Consider the following 25,499-nt stretch of genomic DNA (forward strand, 5'->3'; position numbering starts at 1 on the left):
ATCTTTCAAAATCAATCAACAATTTTTATAATGTAGAAATTGATACTATTAATTAGGAGGAATACACAATGATAGAAAAGCAATATACAATTTTAGGAACTGCAGGTTTACATGCCCGCCCAGCGTCCGTCCTCATCAGTGCGGTCAGTTCTTTCAAATCCGATGTAACACTGGAATACACAGGTAAAAAAGTGAACTTGAAATCCATTTTAGGTGTAATGTCTCTTGGAGTAGCTTCAGGCACTACTATTACAATTGCGGCGGATGGTGAAGATGAAGCAGATGCCATTGCAAAAGTCGATGCAATTATGGAATCCGAAGGCCTTGGAAAGTAATAACAACCACAATTCTTCATAATTTCCTAGACATCAAAAAAATGAAAGCCACGAATGGTACCATCCGTGGCTTTTCACAAACTATTTCTTTAATCTAGTTTCACTCTGAGGATTGCACCTGTATTTGCATCAATTTTCACTTCATACTTATAACCTTCTGCCGTTCTTACGTCAATTTCATATACTAACATTCCATCGTCGTAATCCAATTCCGCTTTTACGACCTGGCCTGGAACACGTTCCAATGCAATGGCCATCGCCTGATTGATTGTAATCCTTCGGTATTGTGGGTTCTGATAATGTTCATGCCAATGTTGATTTTGATCATGTCGATTTTGATTTGTCACCCAATCTCCTCCAATTCGATTCCCCCGTTGTCCTTAAGATTCTATTCAAGGATCGGCGAAAATGTGCTGAATCTCTGAACTTATAACTGAAAAGACAATTAATCTGGCCTAAGTACATGATTTGCACTTGGGGCTTGCTTAATTATGATGATGTATTTCATCATTAAAAAGCCATACCTTTCAATCAACGTTCTTCTCTCTTTCTTCCTGCTTTTGACTCAACGGAAAACGCGTTGAAACTTGATCCGATCTAGTCAATAATTTGGATATATATGAAGACGTCATGCTATAGCTACCCTCTATTTTTCCAGATAAAAAGTGGGTTCGCTCGAATAGGACAAAGCGCAGATAATCCAGTTGCCTTATTATTTTCCCTAGCATCCCTTCTTGGTTGTCCAACCTACTCATCATTTCTTTTTGTACATCTTCTTGAATCATTATTTGCTCGGACAATAGCTTTTGGTAATCTAACTGTTCATTCATTTTGACCACAACTTCCTCATTTGCAGAAGTCAGTGTTTCCATACGATTGACAATTTCTTCATTTGTCTGGCTGACCACATTCACTTTCTCGATGAATTCTCGATTTATTATTCGCTCATGCTTTAACGTACGTTGTAACATTTCGTTTTTTGTTTCTACTTTTTTTAATGATTCCATAACATCATTTCCAAACTTTTCATGCCGGATATCACTTTTCTTGATTTCATTCAAACGATTATGGATTGATTTCAATTGATTGGATTGTGAATTCTTCTGTTGCTTAAGTAAGGTTTCCATGATATTGAACTGATCGCCAACTGAGTGAGTCGCTTCGCTTTGTTCCTTCATCCATTCCGCTAATGGATCTATTTTGCAGTGTTCCTGGTTCTTCCCTAGAATGTCTACATTATTTTCAAATACATCTGGGTGCCCATTTCGGTTAATAAACAACCCCATCCCTCATAACCCCCTTATCGTATTAGCTTATGCAATTCACGACAAAAGGGTCATTGAGAAGTTATTCCCATTCATAAGGTGTTTCTTGATACACATAATAATTAAGCCAGTTGGAGAAGAGCAGGTGGGTATGAGAGCGCCACGTATTCAATGGTTCTTTGCTTGGATCATCATTTGGAAAATAGTTTTCCGGGATATCAATGGCAACTCCTTTTTGCAAATCACGTGCATATTCTTCCGCCAGCGTATCCGCATCATATTCCAAATGACCTGTAATCATAATATGTTTACTGTCTTTAGAGATGACGATGAATGCCCCTGCGTCCTCTGATTTGGCAAGTAAGTGTAGACGAGGTTCATTTTCTATTTCCTCTGTTGAAACGGATGTATAACGTGAATGTGGTGCTTTAAATTCATCATTAAAGCCACGCGCAAGATTAATCGTCGGATCGGATAGGCGATGCGTAAAAACGCCTGAGCATTTTTTCGGCAATTCAAATTTCTCGATTCCATAATGGTGATAAAGTGCCGCTTGAGCACCCCAACAAATATGTAAAACAGAAGTTACATGTTCTTTTGACCATTCCATAATCTCCGTTATTTCTTTCCAGTAATTAACGTCTTCAAATTCCAAATGTTCTATTGGGGCACCCGTAATGATTAATCCGTCGAAACGACGATGTTTCACTTGTTCAAATGTCGTATAAAATGCATTTAAATGTGTTTTACTAACGTTTTTTGAATCATGAGTGGCTGTGTTCAAAAACGTAACATTTACTTGTAGCGGTGTATTCCCTAATAGACGTAGCAGCTGCAACTCGGTTCTTTCTTTTTCAGGCATTAAATTTAAAATGGCGATGTTCATAGGACGTATATCTTGGGATGTTGCGCGTTCCTCATCCATCACGAATATTTTTTCCTTCTTCAATAGTTCCCCTGCTGGCAATTGTTTTGGTATGTTGATCGGCATCTGTCATCTCTCCCTATTCACTTTGGTTTAATCTCTTTATTCAACATAAAAAACCCACTTTTCTATAAGACAAGAAAAAAGAGGGTTTATTTTGGCTCTCTGTTCTTATCTCTCAAGAAAAAAATCTTGTTGGAGGTAGCACCTTCCTGACAATGTCAGAGGTTGCTGAAGCTTCATAGGGCCATATCCCTCAGCTTCTCTTGATAAGAATATTCAATTATTTACTATTATACTATTAAAATCACTATTGTAAACCGTCTTTTTCGATGATAATTACCGAAAGAAATAAATTTAATTTAATTTTCACGTTAATTCAACATGAATAGTTGCTGAATAATATCTCTTTAGAAAGCCATAATAACAAGGCACTGAAAAAAAGAAAGGAGCTGTTAGAATGGGAAGAGATGACAACAAAACTGGTGGAAATAACGCACGGTCATTACCACAAACGCCGAAAAACCAAAAAATAAAACCGGCTGACATGAAAGAAGAAATGGCTCGCGAGTTTGCTGAACTCCGTTCCCTGCAACCAAAACGCGAACGAATGAACGCAAATGAAAAGAAGAGAAAATGAATTCTATTCTAAAGAAAATCCACTAAAAACCGCCATGTAAAAGATAAGACCTCGCACAAGTATCATTCTTGTGCGGGGGGTTTTATTTATCCTTAGCCTATATCGGATAAAAAGGGCTTTGATTTCATTTAACTCAGGTGATTTCAAATTCTTTTCCTCCTGCGATTTTCCCCTTCACCCAAAATGATTGCTCGGGATGCTGCCTTCCTTTTCTACTTCCACATTCCACGCAATAATTGTTGTACTGTCCCGTACATTCTGTCTTTCGATTTCCATCAACAGCTGCGAAATACCTTCATCAAGTTCTTTTTCATTCAGCGCAGCAACAAGATTTGACGGATCCGAAAAAGGTTCCCCCGGGCATTCCACTAAACCATCAGTCGTCAATAAAATAAGGTTGTTCCCTCTTCTCAATTCTCTCGTCCCCGACGTGTAGCATGGTACTGCTTGCCCAAACGTATTCACTTGACCAATCCACTCAAAGAACTGCCTTTGATTGAGTTGAAATTGGTTCAGGGCTATCAGGTCCTGATGTAATACATATGCTAGGCAATCTCCAACGGAAAACCACCATACATAATTAGCTTTCCTGACAACGATGAGACAAGCCGTTTCTCCTGTGACACGCCTGCATTTATCCAGAAATTTCTCGGATTGAAAAATTTCAAGTAGTTTCACTTCCAAATATTTAAAATCCAGAGAATCCTTCATTTCTAAAATTTCTACAAAATCTTCTTTATGCTGTTCAAGTGTGTCAATGACAAGTTTCGCACTTTCTGCACTTTTATGTGCATCCAAAATAGCCGCGAATTCCCAATCCTCATTTTGCCAAATAATGCAGCCATCTTCATTCTTGGTTTGTCCCGCTGAAGAATTACCTCCAAAACGACCAACCGCCAAACGATTAACCCACCGAACATCCCGTTCATCGACAAAGTCCTCTTCACTTCCAACCCAAGAGAGATTATTCATGAGCGCTCGATCAGTCGATATGGTCTCACTTCATAACTTTCATAAGCAATCGACTCATTATTTCGGGCATCATTCACCCTAGATGCAAATTGCGGACGTTTTAACCATTCTTCTACTTGTTCTTTATCAAAGTCAACAAATTGTGCGTCAATCGTTTCAGGAGGCTGCGCAGCTGGTACACCCGATATGACACTCCCACGAAAAACCATGCAGATGATACCTGACGTGATATTTTGATAAACACCCGTCATATCACCGATTTCAGCGTGGATACCCGTTTCTTCCAACACTTCCCGTTTAACCGCTTCTTTCAAGGTTTCACCAAGCTCAAGTCGCCCACCAGGCATTTCATATGTATCATTTCGGTGATTGTTCCGTACCAGTAATACGTGTCCTTCCTCATTGACAATGTAACCACTAACAGCAAGGATTTGTCTTGATTGACCATAATCCCCCGTCGAAGAGAAAAAATCTTCGTTTGATGAAATAAATAATTCGGCTAATGATTTTCGATAATTTTGCGCTTCAGCATGCATTGCCGATGCCCGAATGCCAATGTTAACTGTCTCGTAATGAGCCCTATTATCATATGACCACATAGCCATTATTTCCGTCTGTTCTTCATTGACCCACCGTCCAACCAACTGCGCTCCATGCGTCAGCTGATTCGGTAGCAAATAGGTGTGAAAAAAGTGGGTAAACGTTTCGTACATCGCTGGTTCTATCGTGTACGTTTTTCTGCGATACAACATTCAATAATTCCCCCTATACGAATAAATTGTCAGCGAGCCTTTTTCAATAACCAAACTAGGCCCAACGTAGATACAGCAACTAGGGTTAAAGTGAATTTGAAGTCAATGATTGGTCTGAACTTCACTTTTTCCGCATCAATCTCGTAGACACCTAAAGGTTTAACGAAGATACGCCCCCCGCCTCCCTCACCTTGTGCAACTGAAGAACCACCTGTTTCACCAGAATATCCACCTCCCCCGCCAACAATATAATTAATCTTTGCTACCGGAAGGACTTTTTTGTTTTCAAAACTAATCGGTTCACCATAAATCAACGATACGTCTCGTTGCTGTGAAAACTTGTCAAATATCCGCGCAATAGGTGATTGATAACTAGATGGTTTTTTAGTTCCCATAACTTCCTCACTCCTTTAATTTTTAGTCAGTATTCGTTTTGATGTCGATTTTTTATGTCAGCGTAAAATAGTATCCATCTATTTTACGCTGATATTTTAATACTGAAATTGCACTTTAACCGTAGCGCTAATCGTAATCTGTCCCTGTTCAATCGGTGTGGAGCCAGTCATTTCCTTCGCTGCAAATGTTCGATACGCAACAACGGGTTCTGCTCTTAATTCCTCAACGATTTTAATTGGATGGGGATCAAGTTGCAGCTGCATTGTCCCAGCAATTGTTTGCGCTTTGGCTAAAGCATTTTTTAGTGCAAGGCTCAATGCTTTTTGATATTCCAAATGTTCATTTTCAACCTTGAACTGAATATTTGATACCCTATTTGCCCCATTCTGGACAGCCATATCTATAACATTTCCAACTTGATCAATATCTGTGATTTTTACTGTAATCGCATTCGTAACTTCGTATCCTCTAAATACTTGCTCGCCTTCAATATAGTTGTATTGGGGAACTATAGTGTAAGAAACCGTTTGTATATTCTCTCTGTCAATTCCCAATTTCAATAACGAATCGATAACCTGATTCATTTCATAAGCATTTTCTTTTTGTGCATGATTAAGTTGTTTGTTTTCAGTACTGACTTCCAACTGGATTTGAGCGATATCCGGCGTTATTTTAAGACTTCCGATTCCAGTAACAGTCATAACCCGGGGTTGCCGGCAGGTCATTTGTTGCACATGAGGATAATACATATGTCTCCACCTTTCCCGAGAATCATTATGCTATCTTAGATAGTATGCTGATTGTCTTGAAAAGATATTTGCCGTAGTAATTAACGGGGATGCATCCTTTTTTCAGGAATTTAAAAAACTCGCTGTTTACATTACCGCCAATTCACTTCAAATCGCTTTTTTATTTCTTTGGCAATAATGTACTTCCTTTTCATAACAACCAAATGAAAAAACCAAGAGCCAGACACAATGACAACACAGAAAGCGATAATTAAAAGATTAATAATACTGAGTATTCTTTTCACCTTCCGTATTTTCTCATTCCCTTACTAAGTGGATTCCATTCGTTACGAACAAATGGTTATACATCTATCAACAATTAGCTATATCATCCCAACCATATGCGACTTCACTCAACTTCTTTCCACCAATTTCAATTTCCCGAGTATCAATTTTCTTTCCACCTAATGCTTCATAAAATCGGCAAGCCGGATTTTCTTCGATAACCCATATAAGCATTGAATTTAACTTCTTTTTCTTTAAATCCTCTACTACTGACTTGACCAGTAATCGCCCAATTCCTGTTCCTTGGTGCTCTTTCAATATGAATATTGAATATACTTCGCCTGAATACGATTTATAATTGCCGGTACGTTCTTTTCCGCCAACAGAAAATCCAATCACATGACCATTTTCATCTTCTACTATGTATAAATTATTTTCCATAACTGCACGCTTCCAAATAGGCTCCCGTTTATCGTATGATAGGTTTTCCAAAAAATCATCCGGCACAATCCCTTTGAATGTTGTTCTCCAACTATCCACTTGGACTTTCGTTATACCTGCCGTATCCTCTATATTTGCTTTTCGAATTAACATTCCAATCTCCACCCCAAAGATTCGACCATTTAAATAAGAATCGTTCCCATGCAATGCACAGAAACGATTCTACTAACACCTATTGCAACTTCATCAAATGGGTCGTCTCAGAAGCCGAGTCATCCAATTCGAATCCGTTTGCCCTATAAAAAGCATCTGCTTTTGAAGATTCTGTCCGCACTGTTACTTCTTTGAATGCATCGCGTGAATGGTCAACAATTTCCTTCAGTAAAAGTGAGCCTACACCTTGCCGCCTGGCATCGTCTAAAACGTAAAATCGCTGCAAACGTGCAACTTGTGTATCTTCGGAAAAAGGTGATTGGTTTACCCCACCGATCGCTACTACCTCACCGTCTTGATTTTGAACAGCTAACAGTGCTTCACCCGGTTTGTTGAACGTATTTGTTCCATCCTCATAATCATTGACTAGTCGTGTTAAAAATCGGTACCCCTCCGTTTCGCTTTCTTTCACTAAATGAGAGATATCAATTGCCTTTAAATCCTCAACTTGCTCCACTTTGTACGTCATTTCTATTCCTCCTATCAATCAAATGATTGCAACATACAGTCTATTTCGACAAATCAGGTAAAAAAACCTTTATAATTATTAAAAATGACCTGTATGCGAAAGTTTCCGCAACAGGTCATTTTTTCGATTTCATTTCACATCGTCTTCATCATATTGGGCCCTAGAAAAGCCGCGACCGAGTATCTCCGACGCATTTAAGAAGATTACAAATGAGGTCGGTTCTTGTGTTTGAAGTAATTTCTTAAAGTATACAGCTTCCGATTGTTCAACGACACATAAAATCATTGTTTTTTCTTGATTGGAGTAACCGCCTATGGTTTTAATTTTTGTTAATCCGCGATTGATATCGTTGTTAATAATACTTTGAACTTTCTCTTCTTTATCCGTAATGATGAGAACCAATTTGGTCGGCGACGTTTGCAACTGAACAAAATCGATTACTTTGCTCGTAACATAAATCGCCATCATTGCGTAAAGCGCAAGTTCAAAATTGAAGACGAATGCTGATGTAACCACAACTAGTCCATCTACGAGCAATTGCGAAAAACCACTCGAAAGACCCGTGTATTTCTTGACCAATTGAGCGATTAAAGCAGTACCGCCCGTAGAGCCGTTTGCCCTGTACACAATGCCGAGTCCGACACCCAGCATGATCCCGCCGTAAATAGCACTTAACAATGGATTGTCTACGGAAAGCTTTATGTCAGTCGTGAGCCAGATGACAAACGGAACAAAGAACGTCCCAACAAGCGTTTTCATACTGAATTCCTTGCCGACAAGCAAGACCCCTAGTATTAGTAACGGAATATTAATGAGCCACTGCACATAAGCCGGATTGAATTGGAAGAGTTCATATAGTATTGTACTAATCCCTGAAACGCCGCCCGCCGCTAGCCTGGACGGTAACAGGAAAATAGTAAAGGCTAGACCAACGAGTGCAGCACCAAAGATGATCTGTATATATTCAAATAAGACCGTTTTTCTAAACTTTTGTATTGCCATTTTTCACGGCCCCCTTTCACCCTTTCCATTCTAACAAAAAGCGGGCTATGACATCGTTTTTTTTCGAAAATGAGTTAAGTTATAGATAATAACTGAATGCTTCATAGCCAAAATAGAATGATAAAAGCGCTAGAACACTGAACACCGCGCTTTCTACCTTGCTTCCGGTTCTTGTCGTCAATGGAAAGCGGACTGTCATGCTGAGTGGGAAAAGCAGTTTAATACCGTTTTTCGTTGCCATGTCTAATACGTAATGACTCACCATTCCCGCTAAAACCCCTGCCTTCACAGCCTCATTCGGAATAAATGAATTCAGTAACGTGGCGATGATCACTAAGAACAACAAACTATGTGTAAATGTACGATGTCCAAATAGCATACTGATGAGTTTTGATAACAGCTTAAATTTCCGTCCAATTTTACTGCCGGTATGACAAATGTCAGGAAGTAACGCGCCTACTATCCCTGCCCCAAGCATTATAATCGGATCATAATTTGTAATTTGTGCATAAGCAAGACCTGCTGCAATGCCGCCTACGATGTGTGTTTTCCCCGTCATGCTTATCCTCCATTTATCAGCTATATTCTTTACTATACTAGTATAAGCGTTGTTGCGTTTCCTAGCACGGAAACATTTCGGCTGGTTCACAATAGATTTCCAACTATTTCATTTGAAAATACAAAGCGGATGATGTACACTATATTTACAAGCTGCGTTGTGCGTATAAATATTAAGTTTTAACCCTTAAGCTGTAATCGGGAGTTTTACCTAGAAACAGGAATGGCATACCCAGTTCTTTCGATAACTGGGACATACAGGATTGTTTCTGCGAACACCCACTTGGAGAAGTGGTGGTTTAAAACTTTCTAAGACCATACGGCAAAGGCGGCTGTTATTTTAATAATTTAAACAAAACTGGTTTCCATTGGAAGCTGGTTTTTTTATTATAAATTCGAAGGGGGCGGACATCATTCTCAAACGATTGGTGGTCACGGGTTATAAACCCCATGAACTCGGCATATTCGATGACAAGCATCCTGGCGTCCGATTTATAAAGAAGGCATTAGAAAAACGGCTCGTAGCCTTACTCGACGATGGGTTGGAGTGGGTAATTATTAGCGGGCAACTAGGAATCGAAGCATGGGCAGCCGAGGTCGTTATTGATTTGAAAAAAGAATATACAGATTTGAAATATGCCGTTATTACTCCTTTCACAGACCAAGAGAAAAATTGGAACGATATGAAAAAGGAAAAGTATCATACCCTCATCGCTAAAGCAGACTATCATACGAGCCTTACGAAAAGGCCGTATGAAGCTCCATGGCAATTTATCGAAAAAGATAAATTTTTCATGCGCAATTCTGATGGAATACTCATTGTCTATGATGAAGAAAATGATGGTTCACCAAAGTTCGTGAAGAAGGCAGCTGAAAAGTATGCGGAACGTTCCGATTATCAAGTCCTAACAATTAGCGCGGACGACTTGCAAATGATTGCGGAAGAAGAACAAATGGACGAATGGCAATGAGGTTTCCGATTCCTTGACACTTTCTGCACTACATGGTATGATAGTTCCGTTAACAATAAGGTAATGCTTAAGATTTGAATATCTGGCATTCTACGTACTGTTTTTGAGAATACTTATTCACACTGGCGCGACTAAAGGGTCGCAAGGACGTAAAAGTAGGCAGGGTTTACGTTGCTTAAGTTAGAAAGCACCCAGTGGAACAATGACCGCGGCTCTGAAAGCTTATCCTTTCTATGGAAATTATTCCCCGAATTATCGGGATGAAAAATTAAATTCAAAAGTATAGTGTTACCTGACAAAACAAAGGGATGTCCTCAATCGAGGGCATCCCTTTTCCAATTTCATTTTCTAATCGGACTTATTATTGCGTTGCTGTTAAACACATATTACAATAGCAACAAAAGGATGGTGGTCTTAATAATGGATATTTATGCACATCGCGGTTCGTCCGGCACACATCCAGAAAATTCACTTGCCGCCTTCCACGAAGCTGCTAGGCTTCCTATTTACGGCGTAGAATTTGATGTTCATTTGACAAAAGACAGTGAACTGGTTGTCATTCATGATGAAACAATAGCTAGAACATCGAATGGCCAAGGTTTTGTGAAAGATATGACACTTGCGGAGTTAAGGTCGTTTGATTTCGGCGGTTGGTTTTCCGATGAATTCCGTGGTGAACCTATACCGACTTTACATGAAGTACTCGAAGTTTTCTTGGAGACTTCTCACCATCTGAATATCGAACTAAAATCGGATATTTTTCCTTACGAGGGGATGCCGGAGAAAGTTGTTGCAATGGTTCAGAAGATGAAACTCGATTCACGTGTCGTTATTTCATCATTCGATCATGAAGCTGTTCGAGCGGTGAAAAAAATTGCACCACACATCGAAACTGCCGCTTTGTTTATGGAGGTATTAGTCGACCCGCTCGATTATATGCGTACTATCCCTGCCGATGCACTCCATATTTCATTACCATCCGCTGTCCGTCCATCTATGAGGAAAGTCGTAGATGAAGGGGTCGCTGTTCGTGTCTTCACTGTTAATGAAGAAAAGTATGCGAAAGTACTAAGGAAAGTCGGTGTCACCGCACTATTTACTGATTACCCCGAGAAAATGATGATTTATTTGGATAGAAAAAGCTGAGCAAGAAGCCCAGCTTTTTCTATTCACTCATTCTATTGACGGCGTTATCCCTACTTTATTCTCCTTAATTAGCACACGCGCTAATAAATCTTTCAAATATTCGTATGGACACAGCATCCCCTTTTTCCGACAATGCTTCAGGATGCCATTGAACGCCAAATACGAATTGTTCGTCCGTACTTTCAATTGCCTCCACAATACCATCGCTCGCTACACCAGTAACTTTGAAAACTGACGGTACATCCTTTAGCGATTGATGATGATATGAATTCACCTGAATGCGTTCACTTCCCGCAATTGATTCAAGCAAACTTCCTTTTTCTACTTGAACATAATGGGAAGAATGCGTGTTGGGTGCTTTTTGTATGTGTTGAAGAATTGGCCCATCGTTTTGTTTATGAAGATCTTGGTATAATGTTCCACCAACTGCGACGTTCAGTACTTGCAGCCCTCTACAAATGCCAAGAATCGGTTTCCCCGTTTTGAGCATTTGACGCGCAAGTTCCAGCTCGCTTGAATCTCTGCTTGGTGAAACTTCTCCAAGATGCGCATGTGGCTCCTCATTAAACAACATCGGATTGACGTCATTTCCCCCAGATAATAGAAGACCATCAAGCATTTCGACCAGTTGATCAACGTCTTCCTCCAACCCGACTGGAATAATCATAGGCAATCCACCCGCTCGAATAACTGCCTGTACATATGTGTTTTTTAATATATTTCTACCGTCTTCTTCAAAATCCGTCGTTATTCCAATAATTGGTTTCATCCACTAATCCCCCTGATAACTAGTATATTCTTACGCACCCGTATAGTTTGCACATGCCCTTTCGACGAACGGTACCTCCCCTTAATTTAAGCGGAAAGGCTGTTAATAAATTCTTCGATTTCCTTTTGCGATTTGCGGTCCTTGCTCACAAAACGACCCGCTTCAACACCGCTATGGAATGCGATAAAACTTGGAATTCCAAAAATATCAAGGTCTCCACATAGATCTATAAACTCATCACGGTCAACAAGAATGAAACTATATTCCGGATAATCTGCTTGGATTCCAGGCAATAACGGCTCAATTACTCTACAGTCGGGGCACCAATCTGCGGAAAACATGAACATTGTTCTCTCCTCATTTTTCAGTTTATCGAATTGTTCCATTGATTGTAGTTTTTCCAATTGAAATCACTCCTAATTTTTAGTTAACAAACACGATTTTATTATATCATTAACAAAGCCACTATTTACTATTTTCAGTGAATTATAGACGTATATTGCCTAAATCATTCTGTTATTCGAAACTCCACATGCACCATTTGCCAATATCGACAAAACCAATTCGTTTATAGATGGAGCCTGCGGCAGGATTATCATAGAAAAGACAGAGCATCTTACCCTCATCAAGCAATTCGGCACAAAGTACAGACATACAAAACGAAGCTAACCCTTTTTTCTCGTATCCCGACAGAGTACCAACGCCAACAATCATGGCAGATTGGCTGTTTTCCGCTGTGCTCGATGCGGAACTTATTAACCGCCCATCTTCCTCGATGAAGTACGTACGCGCAGATTTATTACTAAGTGACTCACGTTTATGTTCAACACTGAACGTTCTCGTAGCAAATTCGGGTATTCCATACATTTGTTCGATTATTCGTTCCGCGTCATCGGGCGTAGCTTTCTTCACTTCAATTTGTGCAGGAACTTCTTGCAAATCCTTAACATGCTCACATTTAGCATAATAAAGTACACGTGGATTTGACGGTTTACTAGTCAAATACGGTTCCAATTTAATAACGATCTGCTCGATTCCTGAAATGAACTCGTACTTTTCATCATGATTGATAATTTCAGCAAACCCTTTTGCATCGAATTCCCCCGGCGCATAGACAATGAAATTTCCATCATATTTTAATAAGATACCCCGTAACTCACCATCTTCGATAAAATCGCCCCATATTTTCTGAATCTGATTAGTAAATCCATACGCTTCAATATCCCCTATGATAAAAAGATTTTCCGCTGGCTTCTGAGAAACGAAATTCAATGTAACTCTCCTGTCTGCTTCCATAAGCTGTCGAATCATCTGAATCATCCCTCGTCAAGTTTTATGGAATAGCTTACCATATAAGACTTTCATTACGCAATATGAAAAGGACCTTGTCAACTTAATGACAAAGTCCTTTTCGTTTCGTTACTGACTGGGAGAACCCTTATGGAGCGGGGGCGGAATAATCCACCCTTTTTCTTTGTTCATTCTTAATAATTTAAAACCGAACAGCATTTTATCCGTATGGAATTTCCCGAACATCATTGCAATGTCTTCCCGAAGGCATTGCCCCATCACTAGACTGCAAGACACGAGAGCTTGTCCGACGTTTATCGAGATGGCACCGCTGATTTCAGGATCCATAAACCTTGCACCAACCGGTATATCCTCCGCATTCGCTTTTGGACGCTCTGGCAATGACGGTGGCAATGCAATTCCATTCTCTTTTAAAATGGTTTCAAGTTGTTTGTTTTCCGATTTCATCGTTTTTATCGCTTCTTTTAAAAGTTCGATAAGCTCCTCGTCACCTGCATGATTAACAAATCCTTCATAAGCACTGATTAGCCCATTATTTGCCCCAACATATGCCCACGATCCTAGTACTTCACCATAGTGCAATGGTTCATCTTTTGGATTACCATTTAAAATACCCAATTTATCTCTCCTTTTCTCTCCACTTGTGTAATGGACTTCAACTGTATTATGTGAAAGGAAAACATTAATATACGTCAATTTTTAAAGTGACAGTCACCATGTCAATTCGACTTCAGTTCTGAATTGTTTTTTCCTATAATACACTCATGAATAAATCCATTTGGGGAATTCTAAATAACATATGTATTTAGAGGAGGTTTTTTTGTGCGTCACTGGTTTATCTTACCGATGTATGTCATTGCATTGTCTTTTCTGTTTTTGACGGTTGTTTCGGCAAAAGAGGAGCCGACAAAAGAAAATATCCTAGCAGAACGAATGCGTCTATATTTACGGTTCGAAAACGTTTCTGTCCCTTGGTATTATTTAGCGGCCGTTGATCAATTTGAACGTAACATCCAACAAGTTCGAACAGATATTCCAAAGAAAGAAGGACCCATCGCCATTCAATTTCCTGATGATTATTGGACAGGTCTACTAAACCCTGATAAAGAAGACATCCTTCCTGAATCGATTGCTTACTTTAACGGGAATGGACTCGACGGCAATGATGACGGTTTAGCTGATCCAAACGTTGCAGAAGACATCCTCTATACAATGGCAACTTATTTAAGCGGATATGGGCAAGCCGAGGAAGATTTCAAGTTGGCGATATGGGATTATTATCAGCGCGAAGACACAGTTAAACAAATTATGACGATTGCAAAACTATATAAGCACTTTGAAACGCTGGACTTGGATGAACACGCCTTTCCTGTTCCAACTAATTACAATTACAGTTACAAAGGGACATGGGGTGCTAGCAGAGGGTGGGGTGGCAGAAGGATTCATGAGGGGACCGATTTATTCGCCGGATATGGTACCCCAGTTCGAGCCACATCTTACGGGGTTATCGAAATAATGGGGTGGAATGACTTCGGAGGTTGGAGGGTCGGCATTCGTGACACCCATAATACGTACCATTATTTTGCCCATTTAGCTTATTTCAATAAAGACTTGAAAGAAGGCGACATCGTTGAGCCAAAGACCATCATTGGTTCAGTAGGAAGCTCAGGTTATGGAAAAGCAGGGACGTCCGGCCGATTCCCTCCTCATCTCCACTATGGGATGTACAAATATAACGGTCGAACAGAATGGGCTTTTGATCCGTATCCTTCGCTTAGAATTTGGGAACGACAAGACAAGCAAAAATGAATTAAGCATAAAGCATGAATAATCACATAACGGGTTCGGTTGATGGGGAGAAAATACAAAAACGCACCGCAACTAGCAACTGAATTAGCATATGATTCGCATCCAAATTAATGGTAGAAAAAGCAAGAAAAAAATGCCCAGATTATTATGCCTGTGCATTTTTTTCTTGTCCTATCCTATCCTATCCTATCCTTTATTCCGCAAACGCGCCCATTAGTTGCAAATTAAAATTAACATAATAGTTATTTTTTGTTTTTTAACTCTAAGAGTATAGGAGTTATATTTAATAAAATCGATATAATCGTCAAAACCCATAAGGCTGTTTCCATCGTAGGTACTACATCTAATAATGCAGACCAATCTTTCACCTCTACCCAATCGGACACCGTACTGTATTCTGCAACAAGTGTTAGTGCTGTAAATGATAATCCCATTGCCATTGCCAATTTATAATCTTTGCCTATCACATACATATAAAGATTTATACAAGTTGCTATTATTGCGACAAGACCCAATATTATCCAGATAATTATACCTCCATTCACACTGAAAATTGTTATTAATTAAGACGGAGGGGATAGTAAAGGGTTCCATATTTACAAAGAAACTTTTCAAACCTCCAATTAACAAGCTTATTATCACCGCAATTAGCAGGGGCACATAAATTTATGTGCTGTTGTTAATTCGTTTACCAATTGTAATGCTATTTTCTATTGATAATCCCCATTAACATTGATATACCAACAAAAATAGGGACACTAATTCAAGTGTGAATTGCGTCCCCATATGCTATGCTTTTTAACGTTTTCTCCCTATGTACCGAACCCGTTAGTAATCACATCGATGCTATTTAATTTCGAATATGTATCATCGTAAATAAATCCGCCCCGTTCTCACCTAAATGCCAATTTCCAGGTTTCTTCTTCAAGTAAAGGGGTACTTTTTTAGTCAATAACAAAATTAAATATTTTCCCTTCCCTTAGTGAAAGTGTTTCATTTTTAAAATAGATTCCTGCTTCATCATCAATTCCATAACCTATTGATAACTGGGTTCTAGCTAAAGCAGTTTTCAAGTTTTCTTCTTCATCCCATTTAGTAAAATGGACACTAATACAACAATCCTTTATTAGCCCAAGTCCATTGAGAAATTGATGCTTATTTTCCGTGTTATCTATTGGGGGTATCACACAGTTATCGGGACAAATTAAAGCACCTGCTGAAAATCCTGATACCGGAACGCCCTGTTCATACATCTCTCTAATATGTTTAGCCATTGATGTCTCAACGATATAGTTATGATAAAGCTCCGTTTCTCCTCCACAAATAATTATTCCAGTGCAAGAAATCAGCTCCTCTATAGTGCTTTTTGAAGGTTTCGAAGTAAGTGGTAGATAAGTAAATTGAACTAAGCCATTTTCCTCCAAAACACTTTTATATTTTCTCATATATTCTTCCCAACCATCTTTTTCAATAAATAAAATCGCTACTTTCCCATTATCGTTTAAGGAAAGGTTTGCAAACTTTCTTCCAAGAATTTTATCAAACGGCGGACTTCCTCCAAATAAAAACAAATGTCTATCTTTCAAAATTCCATCCCTCAATTCTATTAAATTGTCCAATGACTTTATAAGTGATGCAGAGTTCAATAAAAAAACGAACAATAAATTATACGAAAAACCCCTACCTTATCACAGTTTAGCCGCCAATTCCATCGTTCTTACCAACCCTATCTTTAATTAATTCCCCTTTTTAATAACATAAGAATTTGATAACCATCCGAAGGAAGTCCCGCATAAGGTTTCCACCAATTGGGGTATCTAATGGGAATAATCGTGAAGATAAACATGAAGAGATTACAGTAAATAATTCCATTTAGAAAGTTCTTGGTTTCAAAATGTGTTACTTCTGCCTTCGCAAGATAAGCGGTAACAAACAGCACCAGAGAGACGATTGGCCCGCCTATCAAAACCATGATGTTTTGAAGTTTCGAGAAGTTTGTCTTGTTTTTCACGGCACAGAAACCAAAACATGCCCAATTCATGTAGAATTGTATCCTTCCAATTTGAAAGTTTTTCTTATTTGAATCATTTGCGGAACCAAGATATACATGCGGTTTTTCTTTAGTAAATATTATTACGCCCATTGCGTGACCCACCTCATGTAAAAGCACGGAAACAGGTATTCCTATTAAATAAAAAAGGAAAAATGAAACCATTTCCAACTCACCTCAAGAATTTATATAGATTGTAAATCACTACTAGTTTCCAATAACTCTGAAGGTTCCCCCCGTGAAATCCACCTCAAATCTGTTACCTTTTTATTGAAAAAACCATAGAAATGCATACACCATCAAAACTAGGACCTACCCGCTATAGCGAATAGATCTGTAGTTTCTCTATCAAAAAACCTCGTTACTCTTGTTTCGGTACTTGCCTAAATTAAATTTCAATCTCCAATGTTTTAAACAAGAACGAATACATATCTGTCTGCTCTTCGATGATCTTAACTGTCGGTTTACCCATTCCATGACCAGCATTCTTTTCCACTCGCAGAAGGATTGGGTTATTTCCTTGTTGTGATGCTTGCAATGTTGCCGCAAATTTCGTCGCATGCCACGGAACTACACGGTCATCCGTATCAGCTGTCGTCACAAGTGTCGGCGGATACTCGATTCCTTCTTTGACATTGTGAAGCGGAGAATACTTGTACATGAACTCAAATTGTTCCTTGTTTGTTTCAGCATTTCCATAATCGGTCACCCAATAGCGTCCCACGGTAAATTTATGATAACGCAACATATCAGTGACAGGAACGAGGCAAAGTGCCGCCCCATATAGATCAGGCCGCTGAGTGATGCATGTAGCAACAAGCAATCCACCATTACTCCCGCCCATAATGGCGAGTTTCTTGCTGTTCGTATAGTTTTGTTCAATCAACCACTCCGCCGCGGCAATAAAGTCGTCGAAGACATTCTGCTTTTGCCCCAACGTCCCCGCTTTGTACCACTTCGCACCGAACTCCCCACCACCACGTAAATTCGCAACCGCATACACGCCGCCCGCCTCAATCCACATACGCTGTGATGGAGAAAAAGCCGGAGTCAAGCTAACATTAAAACCGCCATAGCCATACAACAAAACAGGATTATCACCCGTCAATTCCAGCCCTTTTCGATGCGTTAGGAACATCGGAATATGCGTACCATCTTTGGATGGATAAAATACTTGAGTAGTCTCAAAACCAGCTGTTTCAAACAGCTCCGATGTATCAAAGACAGTATCCAATTCATCCTTTTCAAAATCATAGCGTGCTATGGTTGTTGGCACCAAGTAAGAAGTGTAGCCTATGAACATCGTTGACGCTGTTTTCTTACCGGTTACGCCAGATAATGAAATGTAATTAGGAAGAGGCACTTCTTTTTGTAACTGCCCCTCTAAGTCATAAATACGTAGTTTGTAATGGGCATTCTGCAAATAGCAAACGACAAATTGCTCGTTAATGATTTTTGCGAATGTAAGGACGTCTTCCTGTTCGGAAATGATATCAACCCAATGCTCTTTCCCCGGTTTGTCCAAATGGACAGCAATAATTTTTTCCTTAGAAGCACCATAATTTGTTGTGAAATAAAAGAGCTTCCCTTCATTTCCAATAAACGAATATTCCCCATCATCGTCAGCCAGTAAGTGAACAAATCCTGCATCGGCTTGTTCATCACGATAATAGATCCGGCTCTTATTTTCTGTTCCTTTCCATACTGATAAAATCAAATATCGATAATCATCAGAGTACATTGGATTAAAAGATAACTCTTTATCCTCAGTGTCCTCATACGCCAAAATGTCCTCAGCTTGGACTGTGCCAACCGTATGCCAATACACACGATTATAGTTACTCTCATCTTCAGAATCTACCGTCCCGGGTTCAGGGAATCGATTATAATAAAACCCGCTTCCTTCTTCATTCCATGCAATACTGCTGAACTTACACCATTTGATAACGTCAGACTCGTCTTTGCCCGACTGTAAATTGCGGATTCGAATTTCCTGCCAATCACTTCCGTTCATCGAAACGCCATAAGCCAAGCGATTCCCATCTTTCGTAAACGCAAGATTTGTTATAGCGGCTGTTCCTTCTTCATTTAACGTATTCGGGTCAATAATGACCTCAAGCTCATCTGTCGATAAATCCTTTGTCCGATAAAAAACAGCTTGGTTTTGTAGTCCATTATTTTTATGAATATAATAATAGTCCCCTTCTTTTTGCGGAACGGAGTATTTGGCATAATTCCAGGATTTCGTTAATTTCTCTTTTACTTTTTCCCGTTCTGGATACGTTGCTAGGTAGTTTTGAGTCGCTTCATTTTGCTCATCAATCCAAATCTTTACCTCTACAGTTTCCGGCTTTTCGAGCCAGCGAAAAGGATCTGCAACATCAATGCCATGGTAGTTTTCAACAATCGTCTCTGTCTTTGTCATATTGTCCACCTCATTACCCCCTATATACTTCAATCGTCTATATTTTACCATATTATCTACTTAATTAAATAACTATTCTAAATAAAAAGCCACAAACCTAATTAAAGGTTGCGGCTTTCACTTTTTTAATCCATTATATCTGCAATTATGCTATATGAACGCAAGCGATCTTCATGACTGTATACTTGCGTATTGATAATTAACTCGTTCGCCCTTGTTTCTTGAATGAAACTTTCGAGCTTGCGTTTAACAGTTTCGGGACTGCCAACAATTGTTGTACGAGGATCAAGTGTTTGCTTAATAGATGCTCGTTGTTGTGGTGACCAAAACTCATCGATATTGTCGACGGGTGGTCTAAGTTGTGACGGCATTCCCGTAGTGATTCCAAGGAATTGCAGTTGTTGTGAAGTTGCTAACCACTCCGCTTTTTCGTCCGTCTCCGCTGCGATGACATTGATCCCAAGCATGGCATACGGTTCTTTCAAAAACTTGGATGGCTTAAAGTTTTGGTGGTATAACTGCAATGCCTGCAAAGTATAGGCAGGTGCAAAGTGACTTGCAAAAGAAAATGGTAAGCCTTTCTGTGCTGCTAGTTGTGCACTGAAGCCGCTCGAACCGAGAAGCCAGATGGGGATATCAAGTCCTTCACCCGGAAAGGCGCGAACACGAGCAGATCTGTCCGGTTCAAAATAAGACTGAAGTTCGGCTAATTGTTCTGGGAAATCGTCACCAGTACTTTGTAATGTGCGACGTAGTGCATAAGCAGTTGCTTGGTCAGAACCTGGCGCACGTCCAAGGCCCAAATCGATTCGTCCCGGATAGATTGATTCAAGTGTACCGAACTGCTCGGCGATAACAAGTGGCGCATGGTTAGGCAACATAATACCGCCCGAACCGACGCGAATTTGTTTTGTTACTCCTGCAATATGACCTATCAGTACCGATGTTGCAGAACTTCCAATGCCAGGCATATTGTGATGCTCAGCGAACCAGTATCGATTGAATCCTAATTTCTCAACATGCTGTGCCAGTTCCGCACTATTTTTGAAGGACTGTGTTGCATTACTACCTTCATTTATTGGAGAAAGGTCCAAAACGGAAAGTGGAATCGAATTGAACTTTTTTATTTTATCAGCAACCAAGTGTCCTCACTCCTTATTTAGTTCTTATAGGAAAGGATACCGCTCCCAACTAGATTCCTCTACCAATTGGACTCAGAAAAACGTAGTTTCGGATAAAATGGTACTTGACATTCGCATTTCATTTGTTATGATTAATTCTAATTCCATAACTAATCTAACTATTTTGATGGAGACACACTTTATTTTATGAAATCTTAAGAGAGCTGATGGGTGGTGCAAATCAGTGATTTCGCAGTAAAGTAGCACTCTGGAATAGATAAACTGAAACATCTAGTAGGTTTATCCGTCACATGCGCGTTAAGCATGCTAACCAAGACTGTCTATTTTTTTGACAGTAAAAAGGGTGGTACCGCGTGAGTATTACAGCTTTTCGCCCCTTACATTTATTTGTAAGGGGAGGAGGGCTTTTTTTTATTCCCAAAATTGAGAGGAGAATGAAGATGTTACAAGACCAAATGCTACTACGAATCCCAGGACCGAGCCCCATTCCACCAAGCGTACAACGAGCAATGAGTCAACCAATGATTGGCCACCGAGGACAAGAGACATCGAATATGCTTAAAAGTATCGCACCGGGTCTGCAGCGGATTTTCGGCACGACACAAGATGTTGTTATTTTAACAGGCAGTGGAACAGCTGGTTTGGAAGCTGCTGTTGTCAATATTGTGAAACCTGGCGATGAGGTATTAGTCATTGTTTCAGGCGCATTCGGTGAACGTTTCTCAAAAATTTGTGATGCTTACAATATTAAGGTTCAAAGCTTAAATGTCGAATGGGGCGAAGCGCTGAATCCCCTAGAAATTAAACGCTATGTACAAGAGCATCCTGAAATCAAAGCTGTATTTTCTACATATTGCGAGACTTCGACTGGCGTATTAAATCCTATCAAGGAACTTGCACAGGCAGTCCGTGAAGTGTCAGACGCACTCATCGTCGTCGATGGCGTTTCCTGTGTTGGCGGTGTTGAAACAAAAATGGATGACTGGGGAATCGATGTCTTAGTAACAGGTTCTCAGAAAGCATTCATGCTACCAGCAGGACTAGCTTTTATCGCTGCAAGTGATCGCGCTTGGACTATCATCGAAAATAATCCACAACCACGCTACTATATGGATTTAGTAAGATATCGCGACAATTTGTTAAAAGATACGACCCCATTCACACCTGCACTATCATTGTTATTCGGCTTGGAACAAGTTCTTCAGCTTATCGCTAAAGAAGGAGTCGAACAAGTAAATGCACGCCATATTTTGATGATGAACATGACGCGCGCCGCTTTCCGGGCATTAGGTATTCCTTTATTAACGAGTGATAAAGATGCCTCCCCTACTGTCACAGCGGTTAAACCTGAAGACTTCGATGCAGAAGCGTTTAGAAAAGTGATTAAACAAGAGTTCGGTTTAATTGTGGCAGGCGGTCAACAGCATTTGAGTGGTAAAATATTCCGAATCGGCCATATGGGGTACTGTTCCCCGGCAGATGTCCTTCAAACGATTAGTGCGATGGAAATCGGCTTACTCAAAATCGGCAAAGCTATTGAATTAGGTAAAGGCACTGCTGCTGCACAACAAGTCTACTTAAACGAAGGAGTGTTGGTCTAAATGACTTTTAATATACTAATTAGCGATCCGTTAAGTGAAGATGGTATTTTCCCATTAAGACAAGCTGAGGACTTAAATATCGTAGTGGACACAACAAATACTGCTGCTGAATTAGCTGAGAAAATTCACGACTTCGATGCCTTACTTGTTCGCAGTCAAACACAAGTAACGCGCGAAATTATTGAAAAAGCAACGAAACTAAAAATCATTGGACGTGCTGGTGTCGGCGTCGATAATATCGATTTAGATGCGGCGACTGAACATGGAATTATTGTTGTCAATGCTCCGGACGGCAACACGAACTCCGCTGCTGAACATACAATTGCAATGCTAATGTCCCTTGCACGCAAAATTCCGCAAGCCTTCAATTCATTGAAAAACCAGCAATGGGACCGCAAATCATTCATTGGCGTTGAATTAAAAAATAAGACACTCGGCGTGGTAGGTCTTGGTCGTATTGGTGCGGAAGTTGCGGCAAGAGCAAAAGGACAGCGAATGAATGTCATTGCCTATGATCCTTTCTTAACTGAAGAGAAAGCGAAGAAAATGGGTATTACCGCGGGAACTGTTGAAGAAGTACTAAGAGCAGCAGACTTTATTACTGTCCACACCCCACTTTTGAAAGAGACGCGACATATGATCAATAAAGAAGCCTTTAATTTGATGAAAGACGGCGTTCAAATTATTAACTGTGCACGCGGTGGAATTATTGATGAAGATGCATTATATGATGCAATTGTATCGAAGAAAGTCGCTGGAGCTGCACTCGATGTTTTTGAAACAGAACCATTTGTTGGCCATAAACTGCTGACACTCCCTGAAGTCATCGCGACTCCACACTTAGGTGCAAGTACGATTGAAGCGCAAGAAAGTGTCGCAATTGATGTTAGCCGTGATGTTGTCACATTCTTAAATGGCGGTGCAGTGCAAAACCCAGTTAATCTTCCTTCGGTTTCAAAAGAAGCGTTGGCTAAAGTTGAGCCGTTCTTTGACTTAGTTGAAAAGTTAGGTGTATTCCTATCCAATTTAGCAGAGGGTGTTATCGAGGAAGTAAACATTTATTACTCAGGACAACTTGCTGAATCTGATGTCCGTCCTTTGACACGCAACACGCTGAAAGGTCTATTGAAACGTAATCTTGGCACACATGTCAATGATGTTAACGCTAAGTTTTTGGCGGACCGTATCGGCATAAAGGTCAATGAACATAAAACTTCTACATCGAAAGGTTTTTCAAACTTAGTTACTGTTGAAGTATCGACAACGAATGGAGTAAGACGCGTTGCAGGAACTTTACTGAACGGTTTAGGTGCACGCATCGTCAAAGTCGATGATAACCTTGTCGACGTAAAACCTGATGGCCATTTACTGTTTATTAAACATAAAGACCAGCCCGGTGCTATTGGTAGAGTCGGAACATTACTAGCAATCGAAAACATCAACATTGCAACGATGCAAGTTGGCCGGTCCACTGTTGGCGGCAATGCAATCATGATGCTGTCTGTCGATAATCATGTTGAGAAGGCTAACGTTGAACGCTTGAAAGAGCTTGAAGATATCTTTGATGTTATTGCGATTGATTTGTAAGCATAATTTTGGTTTATTTAAATATTTTATATAGCCGGTACTTAACAATTGGAATGTTCGTCCAACACCGCTATGTCGCTTGGTGATGGCCTTACGCAATAAGCCCGCAGAAGATCACTAGGGAGGGATTGAACTGCATCCCTCCTAGGTCTTATTGCTTCGGCGCCTGCAGGATGCGGGTGTGCAGCCTTTGCCGCAGGACGCGGCGATATTGGGCTGCCTTTCATTAGTGTCGCTCCTTCACTAGATTTGTTCGTTATACGGGTGAAGTATAGTGCCGAATATATAGTCACTAAACAAATGGATAGAATCATCAGACAACATCTGATGATTCTATCCTTTTTTTTATTAAAAATAGTGAGTGAACAAATAAACTTTCAAACGCTCAAAATGACTACACAGCTAACATTTCTACAACAGTGCCTGATTCCCTGCCTATGAAATTAATACATAATAAATAAAAGGGATATCTAATTAGTTCCACAATAGATTATTTATATTTATTAAAAGACGTTCTTTTTGGCATTATGGATTTGATAAATTTGATATCTTTTTCATTTACCATGTCCGCAAAGTATTCCGTTCCGTTATGTTCAGAGCTGAAAATTGAAGTATTTTTTTTTTTTAGAAAGATTGAAAACCATTTGATGTCACTATTTCGGTTTAAATTAGTAAATAAATAATCAAGCATCTCCACTGTTTTATTTCCTTTGAAAATAGTCATTCCATTTTCAGTAGATATTTCATAGGATTCATTGACCCTTGATTCCATTTCTTCTATCAAAGCCCTTTCAACACACCAGCAGTGGATCTCAATATTGTCCGATTGATCCAAAAAATATTTCATCAAAGGTACCCAGTAATCATTTTCTCTATTCTCTTCCACTTCCGGTATTTCAAAATGTAATTTATAATTCATTTTAATAATCCCCTTAAACGCGTTTTTCACTCCCTAAATATTGGTTAAATAAATACCTATATAAACTAAGCGAAGGCGCATTACATGGGTAGCCTAAGCCATCAGACTGGTAGCGAAGCTGCTTGGCTTAGGGCGGGAGGCATCACCTAACGCCGCAGCGGATTCAATGGAATTCTTAATTTCACCCTATATAGTCTAACCAACGCAATAACCAGAAATAAAATACCAATAAACAACAGACTAGCGAAAATAATTTCCAACCCGCTAGTTGGAGAATTAGACACGAAACCACTTAACACCAAGAATAAAACACCAATAGAAGTTAGGTAATATGTGAATCCCGTATAGTTACTTTTGAGTGAAATATACCCCATAAGGATTATGAGATATGTACCACTTAACAACATTAGCAAAGGAAATAAAGGTGCAAATTTAGCAGCATATAAAAAATAATCAATGGGTAGAATATCGCTTGTGTTCTCCACTTGTCCATTGACTATTCCAGAAAAAATTGCGGTATGCTTCCATTCCCAAGAATGCTCTAGTAGTGCGCTACCTTCATACCACGCGGCCCCAGTAGAAAACAGTAACAGTATTGATGCTAAAACCAATTGGATGACAACCCTAAAAGACACTTTCTTCACCTCAAGTATAAGTTAAAAATTAAATAGCTCAAATCTGAACGTTTTTTGATGTATATTTACTATCCTTATTTTACTAAAGCACTCGTTAGTTGAAGAAGAATAATGGAATTGCAGCAACAATCCCTTTATCTCCAATCAAAATAG

General features: G+C 39.6%; 29 protein-coding genes, 1 other RNA gene, 1 riboswitch and 1 other annotated feature. Of the genes, 8 read left to right on the forward strand and 22 right to left on the reverse strand.

All coding sequences use genetic code 11. The features are described from left to right. Window positions 1-68: 68 nt before the first annotated feature. Window positions 69-335 (forward strand): phosphocarrier protein HPr, encoded by a 267-nt coding sequence (locus H2672_RS16365; protein WP_222439434.1) that lies wholly within the window; start codon window positions 69-71, stop codon window positions 333-335. Between the two features lie 89 nt (window positions 336-424). Here H2672_RS16365 and H2672_RS16370 read toward each other — a convergent pair whose 3' ends face one another. The 3 genes from H2672_RS16370 to metA form a co-directional block, all read right to left on the reverse strand. Then, window positions 425-682: a PepSY domain-containing protein gene (locus H2672_RS16370; RefSeq protein WP_222439435.1), complete on the reverse strand. Its 258-nt coding sequence runs from the start codon at window positions 680-682 to the stop codon at window positions 425-427. Window positions 683-862: 180 nt separating this feature from the next. Continuing rightward, complete coding sequence (locus tag H2672_RS16375; protein WP_186673130.1) at window positions 863-1,621, reverse strand: hypothetical protein; 759 nt, start codon at window positions 1,619-1,621, stop codon at window positions 863-865. Window positions 1,622-1,682: 61 nt separating this feature from the next. Beyond that, entirely contained in the window at window positions 1,683-2,591 is a 909-nt protein-coding gene (metA, locus tag H2672_RS16380) for a homoserine O-acetyltransferase MetA (RefSeq protein ID WP_186673131.1), read from the reverse strand. Between the two features lie 102 nt (window positions 2,592-2,693). Next, a riboswitch (SAM riboswitch) is annotated at window positions 2,694-2,801 on the reverse strand. A gap of 184 nt (window positions 2,802-2,985) precedes the next feature. Here metA and H2672_RS16385 point away from each other — a divergent pair. Beyond that, on the forward strand, window positions 2,986-3,165 hold the full coding sequence (locus H2672_RS16385; protein WP_186673132.1) for a hypothetical protein: 180 nt from the start codon (window positions 2,986-2,988) through the stop codon (window positions 3,163-3,165). Between the two features lie 174 nt (window positions 3,166-3,339). Here the strand turns inward: H2672_RS16385 and H2672_RS16390 are convergent, their stop codons facing one another. From H2672_RS16390 to H2672_RS16425, 8 genes are all read right to left on the reverse strand, one after another. Next, complete coding sequence (locus tag H2672_RS16390; RefSeq protein WP_186673133.1) at window positions 3,340-4,137, reverse strand: PP2C family serine/threonine-protein phosphatase; 798 nt, start codon at window positions 4,135-4,137, stop codon at window positions 3,340-3,342. Then, complete coding sequence (locus H2672_RS16395; protein WP_186673135.1) at window positions 4,134-4,889, reverse strand: NUDIX hydrolase; 756 nt, start codon at window positions 4,887-4,889, stop codon at window positions 4,134-4,136. Before H2672_RS16395 ends, H2672_RS16390 begins: the two co-directional genes overlap by 4 nt. 29 nt (window positions 4,890-4,918) lie before the next feature. Continuing rightward, window positions 4,919-5,284, reverse strand: coding sequence for a hypothetical protein (locus H2672_RS16400; RefSeq protein ID WP_186673138.1), 366 nt, complete (start codon window positions 5,282-5,284; stop codon window positions 4,919-4,921). A 96-nt stretch (window positions 5,285-5,380) separates the two neighbouring features. After that, window positions 5,381-6,034: an SIMPL domain-containing protein gene (locus tag H2672_RS16405; protein ID WP_186673140.1), complete on the reverse strand. Its 654-nt coding sequence runs from the start codon at window positions 6,032-6,034 to the stop codon at window positions 5,381-5,383. A gap of 351 nt (window positions 6,035-6,385) precedes the next feature. Continuing rightward, window positions 6,386-6,892, reverse strand: coding sequence for a GNAT family N-acetyltransferase (locus H2672_RS16410; protein ID WP_186673142.1), 507 nt, complete (start codon window positions 6,890-6,892; stop codon window positions 6,386-6,388). A 79-nt stretch (window positions 6,893-6,971) separates the two neighbouring features. Then, window positions 6,972-7,421: a GNAT family N-acetyltransferase gene (locus tag H2672_RS16415; protein ID WP_186673144.1), complete on the reverse strand. Its 450-nt coding sequence runs from the start codon at window positions 7,419-7,421 to the stop codon at window positions 6,972-6,974. 129 nt (window positions 7,422-7,550) lie between these two features. Beyond that, complete coding sequence (locus tag H2672_RS16420) at window positions 7,551-8,423, reverse strand: YitT family protein (RefSeq protein ID WP_186673147.1); 873 nt, start codon at window positions 8,421-8,423, stop codon at window positions 7,551-7,553. A gap of 79 nt (window positions 8,424-8,502) precedes the next feature. Beyond that, complete coding sequence (locus H2672_RS16425) at window positions 8,503-8,982, reverse strand: metal-dependent hydrolase (RefSeq protein WP_186673149.1); 480 nt, start codon at window positions 8,980-8,982, stop codon at window positions 8,503-8,505. Window positions 8,983-9,128: 146 nt separating this feature from the next. On the opposite strand from H2672_RS16425, the gene ssrS reads away from it, so the two are divergent. The 3 genes from ssrS (at window position 9,129) to H2672_RS16440 (ending at window position 11,098) form a co-directional block, all read left to right on the forward strand. Beyond that, window positions 9,129-9,320: non-coding RNA, 6S RNA (ssrS, locus tag H2672_RS16430), on the forward strand. A 74-nt stretch (window positions 9,321-9,394) separates the two neighbouring features. Then, the gene (locus tag H2672_RS16435) at window positions 9,395-9,952 is read left to right on the forward strand and encodes an SLOG family protein (protein ID WP_186673202.1); all 558 of its coding nucleotides are present in this window, start codon (window positions 9,395-9,397) and stop codon (window positions 9,950-9,952) included. Window positions 9,953-10,372: 420 nt separating this feature from the next. Further along, the gene (locus H2672_RS16440) at window positions 10,373-11,098 is read left to right on the forward strand and encodes a glycerophosphodiester phosphodiesterase (RefSeq protein WP_186673151.1); all 726 of its coding nucleotides are present in this window, start codon (window positions 10,373-10,375) and stop codon (window positions 11,096-11,098) included. Window positions 11,099-11,162: 64 nt separating this feature from the next. Here the strand turns inward: H2672_RS16440 and H2672_RS16445 are convergent, their stop codons facing one another. The 4 genes from H2672_RS16445 to H2672_RS16460 all read right to left on the reverse strand — a co-directional run bounded on the left by H2672_RS16445 (window position 11,163) and on the right by H2672_RS16460 (window position 13,796). Next, complete coding sequence (locus H2672_RS16445; protein ID WP_186673153.1) at window positions 11,163-11,867, reverse strand: gamma-glutamyl-gamma-aminobutyrate hydrolase family protein; 705 nt, start codon at window positions 11,865-11,867, stop codon at window positions 11,163-11,165. An 86-nt stretch (window positions 11,868-11,953) separates the two neighbouring features. Further along, window positions 11,954-12,271, reverse strand: a complete 318-nt coding sequence (locus H2672_RS16450) for a thioredoxin family protein (RefSeq protein ID WP_186673155.1) — start codon at window positions 12,269-12,271, stop codon at window positions 11,954-11,956. 112 nt (window positions 12,272-12,383) lie between these two features. Beyond that, window positions 12,384-13,178, reverse strand: coding sequence for a GNAT family N-acetyltransferase (locus tag H2672_RS16455; RefSeq protein WP_186673157.1), 795 nt, complete (start codon window positions 13,176-13,178; stop codon window positions 12,384-12,386). Between the two features lie 108 nt (window positions 13,179-13,286). Further along, complete coding sequence (locus H2672_RS16460) at window positions 13,287-13,796, reverse strand: DUF3231 family protein (protein WP_186673159.1); 510 nt, start codon at window positions 13,794-13,796, stop codon at window positions 13,287-13,289. A gap of 228 nt (window positions 13,797-14,024) precedes the next feature. Between H2672_RS16460 and H2672_RS16465 the strand changes: the two genes are divergently transcribed. Beyond that, window positions 14,025-14,987, forward strand: coding sequence for a M23 family metallopeptidase (locus H2672_RS16465; RefSeq protein WP_186673204.1), 963 nt, complete (start codon window positions 14,025-14,027; stop codon window positions 14,985-14,987). Window positions 14,988-15,229: 242 nt separating this feature from the next. Here H2672_RS16465 and H2672_RS16470 read toward each other — a convergent pair whose 3' ends face one another. The 5 genes from H2672_RS16470 to H2672_RS16490 form a co-directional block, all read right to left on the reverse strand. Next, window positions 15,230-15,514, reverse strand: coding sequence for a hypothetical protein (locus tag H2672_RS16470; protein ID WP_186673205.1), 285 nt, complete (start codon window positions 15,512-15,514; stop codon window positions 15,230-15,232). Window positions 15,515-15,931: 417 nt separating this feature from the next. Continuing rightward, window positions 15,932-16,573: a Type 1 glutamine amidotransferase-like domain-containing protein gene (locus H2672_RS16475; RefSeq protein ID WP_186673162.1), complete on the reverse strand. Its 642-nt coding sequence runs from the start codon at window positions 16,571-16,573 to the stop codon at window positions 15,932-15,934. A gap of 146 nt (window positions 16,574-16,719) precedes the next feature. After that, the gene (locus tag H2672_RS16480; protein WP_186673164.1) at window positions 16,720-17,130 is read right to left on the reverse strand and encodes a zinc metalloprotease; all 411 of its coding nucleotides are present in this window, start codon (window positions 17,128-17,130) and stop codon (window positions 16,720-16,722) included. 295 nt (window positions 17,131-17,425) lie between these two features. Then, window positions 17,426-19,462 (reverse strand): prolyl oligopeptidase family serine peptidase, encoded by a 2,037-nt coding sequence (locus tag H2672_RS16485; protein ID WP_186673208.1) that lies wholly within the window; start codon window positions 19,460-19,462, stop codon window positions 17,426-17,428. 125 nt (window positions 19,463-19,587) lie between these two features. Further along, on the reverse strand, window positions 19,588-20,604 hold the full coding sequence (locus H2672_RS16490; RefSeq protein ID WP_186673166.1) for an LLM class flavin-dependent oxidoreductase: 1,017 nt from the start codon (window positions 20,602-20,604) through the stop codon (window positions 19,588-19,590). Between the two features lie 154 nt (window positions 20,605-20,758). Further along, window positions 20,759-20,985 (forward strand) — a binding site (T-box leader). 59 nt (window positions 20,986-21,044) lie between these two features. On the opposite strand from H2672_RS16490, the gene H2672_RS16495 reads away from it, so the two are divergent. Together H2672_RS16495 and serA are read left to right on the forward strand one after the other, a co-directional pair. After that, window positions 21,045-22,205 (forward strand): pyridoxal-phosphate-dependent aminotransferase family protein, encoded by a 1,161-nt coding sequence (locus H2672_RS16495; RefSeq protein WP_186673210.1) that lies wholly within the window; start codon window positions 21,045-21,047, stop codon window positions 22,203-22,205. After that, the gene (gene serA / locus H2672_RS16500; protein WP_186673169.1) at window positions 22,206-23,792 is read left to right on the forward strand and encodes a phosphoglycerate dehydrogenase; all 1,587 of its coding nucleotides are present in this window, start codon (window positions 22,206-22,208) and stop codon (window positions 23,790-23,792) included. 490 nt (window positions 23,793-24,282) lie between these two features. Here serA and H2672_RS16505 read toward each other — a convergent pair whose 3' ends face one another. Both H2672_RS16505 and H2672_RS20005 read right to left on the reverse strand, forming a co-directional pair. Further along, the gene (locus H2672_RS16505) at window positions 24,283-24,711 is read right to left on the reverse strand and encodes a hypothetical protein (protein ID WP_186673172.1); all 429 of its coding nucleotides are present in this window, start codon (window positions 24,709-24,711) and stop codon (window positions 24,283-24,285) included. A 146-nt stretch (window positions 24,712-24,857) separates the two neighbouring features. Then, window positions 24,858-25,355 carry a YjdJ family protein gene (locus tag H2672_RS20005; RefSeq protein ID WP_370569685.1) on the reverse strand — a complete coding sequence of 166 codons (498 nt, stop codon included), beginning with the start codon at window positions 25,353-25,355 and terminating at the stop codon, window positions 24,858-24,860. Window positions 25,356-25,499 lie beyond the last annotated feature (144 nt).

Source organism: Sporosarcina sp. BP05, from assembly GCF_014282005.1.
Lineage (GTDB): Bacteria > Bacillota > Bacilli > Bacillales_A > Planococcaceae > Sporosarcina.

Coding starts and splice junctions, on each gene's coding strand:
- H2672_RS16465 (WP_186673204.1), top strand. CDS start 14,025: ATGTATGTCATTGCATTGTCTTTTCTGTTTTTGACGGTTGTTTCGGCA.
- H2672_RS16400 (WP_186673138.1), bottom strand. CDS start 5,284: ATGGGAACTAAAAAACCATCTAGTTATCAATCACCTATTGCGCGGATA.
- H2672_RS16495 (WP_186673210.1), top strand. CDS start 21,045: ATGTTACAAGACCAAATGCTACTACGAATCCCAGGACCGAGCCCCATT.
- H2672_RS16440 (WP_186673151.1), top strand. CDS start 10,373: ATGGATATTTATGCACATCGCGGTTCGTCCGGCACACATCCAGAAAAT.
- H2672_RS16405 (WP_186673140.1), bottom strand. CDS start 6,034: ATGTATTATCCTCATGTGCAACAAATGACCTGCCGGCAACCCCGGGTT.
- H2672_RS16445 (WP_186673153.1), bottom strand. CDS start 11,867: ATGAAACCAATTATTGGAATAACGACGGATTTTGAAGAAGACGGTAGA.
- serA (WP_186673169.1), top strand. CDS start 22,206: ATGACTTTTAATATACTAATTAGCGATCCGTTAAGTGAAGATGGTATT.
- H2672_RS16385 (WP_186673132.1), top strand. CDS start 2,986: ATGGGAAGAGATGACAACAAAACTGGTGGAAATAACGCACGGTCATTA.
- H2672_RS16410 (WP_186673142.1), bottom strand. CDS start 6,892: ATGTTAATTCGAAAAGCAAATATAGAGGATACGGCAGGTATAACGAAA.
- H2672_RS16485 (WP_186673208.1), bottom strand. CDS start 19,462: ATGACAAAGACAGAGACGATTGTTGAAAACTACCATGGCATTGATGTT.
- H2672_RS16505 (WP_186673172.1), bottom strand. CDS start 24,711: ATGAATTATAAATTACATTTTGAAATACCGGAAGTGGAAGAGAATAGA.
- H2672_RS16480 (WP_186673164.1), bottom strand. CDS start 17,130: ATGGGCGTAATAATATTTACTAAAGAAAAACCGCATGTATATCTTGGT.
- H2672_RS16365 (WP_222439434.1), top strand. CDS start 69: ATGATAGAAAAGCAATATACAATTTTAGGAACTGCAGGTTTACATGCC.
- H2672_RS16455 (WP_186673157.1), bottom strand. CDS start 13,178: ATGATTCGACAGCTTATGGAAGCAGACAGGAGAGTTACATTGAATTTC.
- metA (WP_186673131.1), bottom strand. CDS start 2,591: ATGCCGATCAACATACCAAAACAATTGCCAGCAGGGGAACTATTGAAG.
- H2672_RS16425 (WP_186673149.1), bottom strand. CDS start 8,982: ATGACGGGGAAAACACACATCGTAGGCGGCATTGCAGCAGGTCTTGCT.
- H2672_RS16395 (WP_186673135.1), bottom strand. CDS start 4,889: ATGTTGTATCGCAGAAAAACGTACACGATAGAACCAGCGATGTACGAA.
- H2672_RS16390 (WP_186673133.1), bottom strand. CDS start 4,137: ATGAATAATCTCTCTTGGGTTGGAAGTGAAGAGGACTTTGTCGATGAA.
- H2672_RS16420 (WP_186673147.1), bottom strand. CDS start 8,423: ATGGCAATACAAAAGTTTAGAAAAACGGTCTTATTTGAATATATACAG.
- H2672_RS16415 (WP_186673144.1), bottom strand. CDS start 7,421: ATGACGTACAAAGTGGAGCAAGTTGAGGATTTAAAGGCAATTGATATC.
- H2672_RS16375 (WP_186673130.1), bottom strand. CDS start 1,621: ATGGGGTTGTTTATTAACCGAAATGGGCACCCAGATGTATTTGAAAAT.